Consider the following 5,360-nt stretch of genomic DNA (forward strand, 5'->3'; position numbering starts at 1 on the left):
AATATTCGCTTGGCACCTACCATATCTCACAGGGGGCAACCCCCAACTACTTCCGGCGTTATGAGACTTAACTTCTGGGTTCGGCATGTAACCAGGTGTATCTCTCATGCTATTGGCACCAAACTATGCGTAATTGTTTTTCAATCACTCAAAATTGAATAATTTCTTCATATAACTTCCATAAACTTCTATGCTTACTCGTGTATTAATTCTTATCTAGGATAAGTCCTCGAGCGATTAGTATTAGTCCGCTACATACATCACTGTACTTCCACTCCTAACCTATCTACCTGATCTTCTCTCAGGGCTCTTAACCATTACTGGTGGGAAATCTCATCTTGAGGTGGGCTTCGCACTTAGATGCTTTCAGCGCTTATCCCTTCCCTACATAGCTACCCAGCGATGCTCTTGGCAGAACAACTGGTACACCAGCGGTAAGTCCATCCCGGTCCTCTCGTACTAAGGACAGATCCTCTCAAATTTCCTACGCCCGCGACGGATAGGGACCGAACTGTCTCACGACGTTCTGAACCCAGCTCGCGTGCCGCTTTAATGGGCGAACAGCCCAACCCTTGGGACCGACTACAGCCCCAGGATGCGACGAGCCGACATCGAGGTGCCAAACCTCCCCGTCGATGTGAACTCTTGGGGGAGATAAGCCTGTTATCCCCAGGGTAGCTTTTATCCGTTGAGCGATGGCCCTTCCATGCGGAACCACCGGATCACTAAGCCCGACTTTCGTCCCTGCTCGAGTTGTAACTCTCGCAGTCAAGCTCCCTTATACCTTTACACTCTATGAATGATTTCCAACCATTCTGAGGGAACCTTTGGGCGCCTCCGTTACCTTTTAGGAGGCGACCGCCCCAGTCAAACTGCCCGTCAGACACTGTCTCCCACCACGTTTAGTGGTGCGGGTTAGAGTAGCCATAACACAAGGGTAGTATCCCAACAACGCCTCATCGTATACTAGCGTACACGAGTCATAGGCTCCTACCTATCCTGTACATGTGGTACAGATACTCAATATCAAACTGCAGTAAAGCTCCATGGGGTCTTTCCGTCCTGTCGCGGGTAACCTGCATCTTCACAGGTACTAAAATTTCACCGAGTCTCTCGTTGAGACAGTGCCCAAATCGTTACGCCTTTCGTGCGGGTCGGAACTTACCCGACAAGGAATTTCGCTACCTTAGGACCGTTATAGTTACGGCCGCCGTTTACTGGGGCTTCAATTCATACCTTCGCTTACGCTAAGCACTCCTCTTAACCTTCCAGCACCGGGCAGGCGTCACCCCCTATACATCATCTTACGATTTAGCAGAGAGCTGTGTTTTTGATAAACAGTCGCTTGGGCCTATTCACTGCGGCTGGACCTAAATCCAGCACCCCTTCTCCCGAAGTTACGGGGTCATTTTGCCGAGTTCCTTAACGAGAGTTCTCTCGCTCACCTGAGGCTACTCGCCTCGACTACCTGTGTCGGTTTGCGGTACGGGTAGATATTATTTAAACGCTAGAAGCTTTTCTTGGCAGTGTGACATCAGATGCTTCGTAACCGTAGTTACTTCCCCATCATAGCTCAATGTTATAAGTATAAGCATTTGACTCATACTACACCTCACTACTTAGACCAGAATCCATTAACTGGCACATCTTAGCCTACTGCGTCCCTCCTTCACTATAATATCTAGTACAGGAATATCAACCTGTTGTCCATCGGATACGCCCTTCGGCCTCTCCTTAGGTCCCGACTAACCCAGGGCGGACGAGCCTTCCCCTGGAAACCTTAGTCTTACGGTGGACAGGATTCTCACCTGTCTTGCGCTACTCATACCGGCATTCTCACTTCTATACGCTCCAGCACTCCTCACGGTATACCTTCGACGCATATAGAACGCTCTCCTACCATTACACTATTGTGTAATCCACAGCTTCGGTAATATGTTTTAGCCCCGGTACATTTTCGGCGCAGGGTCACTCGACTAGTGAGCTATTACGCACTCTTTAAATGTTAGCTGCTTCTAAGCTAACATCCTAGTTGTCTGTGCAACCCCACATCCTTTTCCACTTAACATATATTTTGGGACCTTAGCTGGTGGTCTGGGCTGTTTCCCTTTCGACTACGGATCTTAGCACTCGCAGTCTGACTGCCGTACATATGTCTATGGCATTCGGAGTTTATCTGAGATTGGTAATCCGAGACGGACCCCTCACCCAAACAGTGCTCTACCTCCATGACATTTAAATTACGACGCTAGCCCTAAAGCTATTTCGGAGAGAACCAGCTATCTCCAAGTTCGTTTGGAATTTCTCCGCTATCCACAAGTCATCCAAGCACTTTTCAACGTACTCTGGTTCGGTCCTCCAGTGAGTCTTACCTCACCTTCAACCTGCTCATGGATAGGTCACATGGTTTCGGGTCTACGTCATGTTACTATATCGCCCTATTAAGACTCGCTTTCGCTACGGCTCCGACTCTTCATCTTAACCTCGCAACATAACGTAACTCGCCGGTTCATTCTACAAAAGGCACGCTCTCACCCATTAACGGGCTCGAACTTGTTGTAGGCACACGGTTTCAGGTGCTATTTCACTCCCCTTCCGGGGTTCTTTTCACCTTTCCCTCACGGTACTGGTTCACTATCGGTCACTAGGGAGTATTTAGACTTGGGAGATGGTCCTCCCAGATTCCGACGAGATTTCTCGTGTCTCGCCGTACTCAGGATACTGCTAGGTATATATTCTATTTAAAGTACGAGGCTATTACTCTCTCTGGCTTACCTTTCCAGGTAATTCTTCTATAAAATATAAGTCCACATTGCAGTCCTACAACCCCAAAGGACAAGTCCTTTGGTTTGGTCTTCTTCCGTTTCGCTCGCCGCTACTAAGGAAATCGCTTTTGCTTTCTCTTCCTGCAGCTACTTAGATGTTTCAGTTCACTGCGTCTTCCTTCGCATATACTATGTATTCATATATGGATAACATTCATTAAATGTTGGGTTCCCCCATTCGGAAACTCACGGATCATCGCTTACTTACAGCTCCCCGTGAAATATCGTAGTTAGTCACGTCCTTCTTCGGCTCCTAGTGCCAAGGCATCCACCGTGCGCCCTTATTAACTTAACCTTTAAATTTTTACTTTAATAAGTTTTGATTTTCTTCGTTTTTTAAACTCTTTAAATCACAGCATTTTCGGTTTATTTCTTTGTTATATTTAGAAATTATTCAATTTTCAATGATCGATTCAGTAAGTATTTCATCTTACCTATGGAGCCTAGCGGGATCGAACCGCTGACCTCCTGCGTGCAAAGCAGGCGCTCTCCCAGCTGAGCTAAGGCCCCAATCTTCTTGAGAAGATTTATTCTGTTTTTAGGTATAAACCTCTCAAAACTAAACAATGCAAAACTTACCGTGCAGGTATCCTCGTATTTTCCTTAGAAAGGAGGTGATCCAGCCGCACCTTCCGATACGGCTACCTTGTTACGACTTCACCCCAATCATCTATCCCACCTTAGGCGGCTGGCTCCTTACGGTTACCTCACCGACTTCGGGTGTTACAAACTCTCGTGGTGTGACGGGCGGTGTGTACAAGGCCCGGGAACGTATTCACCGCGGCGTGCTGATCCGCGATTACTAGCGATTCCGACTTCATGTAGGCGAGTTGCAGCCTACAATCCGAACTGAGAGAAGCTTTAAGAGATTAGCTTGCCGTCACCGGCTTGCGACTCGTTGTACTTCCCATTGTAGCACGTGTGTAGCCCAGGTCATAAGGGGCATGATGATTTGACGTCATCCCCACCTTCCTCCGGTTTATTACCGGCAGTCTCGCTAGAGTGCCCAACTTAATGATGGCAACTAACAATAGGGGTTGCGCTCGTTGCGGGACTTAACCCAACATCTCACGACACGAGCTGACGACAACCATGCACCACCTGTATTGGATGTACCGAAGTAACTCCCTATCTCTAGGGATAGCATCCATATGTCAAGACCTGGTAAGGTTCTTCGCGTTGCTTCGAATTAAACCACATGCTCCACCGCTTGTGCGGGCCCCCGTCAATTCCTTTGAGTTTCAACCTTGCGGTCGTACTCCCCAGGCGGAGTGCTTAATGCGTTAGCTGCGACACTCAGGGGTGGATACCCCCGAACATCTAGCACTCATCGTTTACGGCGTGGACTACCAGGGTATCTAATCCTGTTTGCTCCCCACGCTTTCGAGCCTCAGCGTCAGTTACAGTCCAGAGAGCCGCTTTCGCCTCCGGTGTTCCTCCATATATCTACGCATTTCACCGCTACACATGGAATTCCACTCTCCTCTACTGCACTCAAGTTCACCAGTTTCCAATGCTTACAATGGTTGAGCCACTGCCTTTTACATCAGACTTAATGAACCGCCTGCGCTCGCTTTACGCCCAATAAATCCGGACAACGCTTGCCACCTACGTATTACCGCGGCTGCTGGCACGTAGTTAGCCGTGGCTTTCTGGTAAGATACCGTCAGCCAGTAAGCTTTCCACTCTTACTGGTGTTCTTCTCTTACAACAGAGTTTTACGATCCGAAAACCTTCTTCACTCACGCGGCGTTGCTCGGTCAGACTTTCGTCCATTGCCGAAGATTCCCTACTGCTGCCTCCCGTAGGAGTCTGGGCCGTGTCTCAGTCCCAGTGTGGCCGATCACCCTCTCAGGTCGGCTATGTATCATCGCCTTGGTGAGCTATTACCTCACCAACTAGCTAATACAACGCGGGTCCATCCTATAGTGTACCAGTTGGCACTTTCAATCTTATAACATGTGTTATTAGATTTTATGCGGTATTAGCTAAAGTTTCCTCTAGTTATCCCCCTCTATAGGGCAGGTTACCCACGCGTTACTCACCCGTTCGCTGCTCATCCAACCGGTACAAGTACCAGTCTTCAGCGCTCAACTTGCATGTATTAGGCACGCCGCCAGCGTTCGTCCTGAGCCAGGATCAAACTCTCATAAAAATTAATTTACGAGCAACTTTAAAGTTGCTAGCTCGTTTTTGTTGCTTATTTATTGTCAAAATTGACAGTTGAATGATTTAATCATTCGCCCTGCACTTTTGGTTCGTTTTGCTTTGTTCAGTTTTCAAAGGTCTATCTCGTTGCCCTCAGACAACTTTATTAGTCTATCATAACCGCGAATCGTTGTCAACTACTTTTTTAAAGTTTTTTTAACAACCAGTTATTTCGACTTGTCGCTCTCTCGAGACAACTTCATTATTCTATCATCAGACTTTATCTTTGTCAACTACTTTTTAAAACTTTTTTCACAAGTTTTTTCGTTGACTGTTTCGTCCTTGACAGTGTTATTATCTTATCATCCCCACATTTGTTTGTCAATA

1 tRNA gene and 3 rRNA genes are annotated in these 5,360 nt (G+C 47.4%); all 4 read right to left on the minus strand.

Going from position 1 to position 5,360, the window contains the following annotated elements:
- Positions 1 to 7: 7 nt before the first annotated feature.
- The 4 genes from rrf to BG262_RS03175 all read right to left on the minus strand — a co-directional run bounded on the left by rrf (position 8) and on the right by BG262_RS03175 (position 4,980).
- Positions 8 to 123: ribosomal RNA gene (gene rrf / locus BG262_RS03160) — 5S ribosomal RNA — on the minus strand.
- A gap of 94 nt (positions 124 to 217) precedes the next feature.
- Positions 218 to 3,120 (minus strand): 23S ribosomal RNA (locus BG262_RS03165).
- A gap of 142 nt (positions 3,121 to 3,262) precedes the next feature.
- Positions 3,263 to 3,335, minus strand: a tRNA-Ala gene (locus BG262_RS03170).
- A gap of 97 nt (positions 3,336 to 3,432) precedes the next feature.
- Positions 3,433 to 4,980, minus strand: a 16S ribosomal RNA gene (locus tag BG262_RS03175).
- The 16S, 23S and 5S rRNA genes sit together here with 1 tRNA gene alongside, the layout of an rRNA operon.
- Between the last annotated feature and the right edge of the window lie 380 nt (positions 4,981 to 5,360).

The organism is Floricoccus penangensis (genome assembly GCF_001832885.1).
Taxonomy (GTDB): domain Bacteria; phylum Bacillota; class Bacilli; order Lactobacillales; family Streptococcaceae; genus Floricoccus; species Floricoccus penangensis.